We start from the raw sequence: 1,071 nt of genomic DNA on the forward strand, positions 1-1,071 counted from the left end.
TCCAATCCCGCCACCGGCGTGCAGATAGACCCACTCCGTCCCCCTCCGTATCCAGCCGGTGTGGGCGTAAACCGTGGCCTGCTCGGGGGCGCTCAGGTGTTGGATGGCGGCGCGAAGGTGGTCTTTGACCCCGTGGCCCGGCATCACGATGGCCCGGGCCCCCCACTCCCGCACCGGCCAGTGCATGGCGGCAAACTCGCTCGAGCGCACCCGGGCGGGCGGAAGGGGGCCGGCTGCGGTGGAGCCCTCGAGCTCGAACAGCAGCTCGTCCTGCACCCCATCCGTGTAGCGCACCTCCCGCCGGATGCGACAGGCAAAGTTGCAAAGCGGCACGTAGACAACAGTCCGATGCTCACCCCGCCCTTCCAGCCGGGCCATCTCGATGCGCCCTTGCTGGATGCGGTAGCGGGGATAGCCGGGGAGAACCTCCTCAAGCTCGCTTATAGAGTCTTGATGTATAGGGGGTATACTCTTGACCATACAGATCTCCTTTGCATCCCACCTGGCAGGGTGGGGTGTATTCTTTATTCCTCCATCAACCTCCACAGTTGCCCGGCCAAACCCTGCTGCCCCCACCGGGCGGCATACTCGCAGGCGTCGAGTCCGCCCTCCAGGGGTTCCAACATCGCAACCTTCACGGCCTCCCCTTCCTCCTTCCAGCGCCCTATCGCCCTGCGCCCGCCAGGGTCTCCGTCGGCATAGAGGTAAACCCGGCGGCCCTCCAGCCGCTCCCAGGGCACCCGGCCCTCCACGCCGGGAATGCCCAGCAGGTCGGCCCGACCCTCCAGGGCAAACCAACTGGTGATGGCGTTGAGCTCCCCCTCCATCACGATCACGGGGCGGCCTGCATCCTGCCCGAAACCGGGGGAGTACCAGGCGGGCGCCCCTCGCTCGGGGGTCAGGTAGCGGTAGCGGAAACCCTCCCTGGGCTCGCGCAGCCTGGCCTTGATGGCCTGCACCTCCCCGGTGGGCCCCAGGATGGGGATCACCAGGTCGCCCTGACGGCTCTTGCCCAACCCCACCCGCCGGGCCTGCTCGAGGGTGATCCCCCGCCCCGCTATGGCCGCCTCA

2 pseudogenes are annotated in these 1,071 nt (G+C 67.9%); both read right to left on the minus strand.

The features are described from left to right. Window positions 1–480: pseudogene (locus tag ABWU19_RS14860) on the minus strand (hypothetical protein); the annotation flags it as partial. A gap of 44 nt (window positions 481–524) precedes the next feature. After that, a pseudogene (locus ABWU19_RS14865) lies at window positions 525–1,071 on the minus strand (hypothetical protein); the annotation flags it as partial.

This window comes from Meiothermus cerbereus (genome assembly GCF_051297115.1).
Taxonomy (GTDB): domain Bacteria; phylum Deinococcota; class Deinococci; order Deinococcales; family Thermaceae; genus Meiothermus; species Meiothermus cerbereus_A.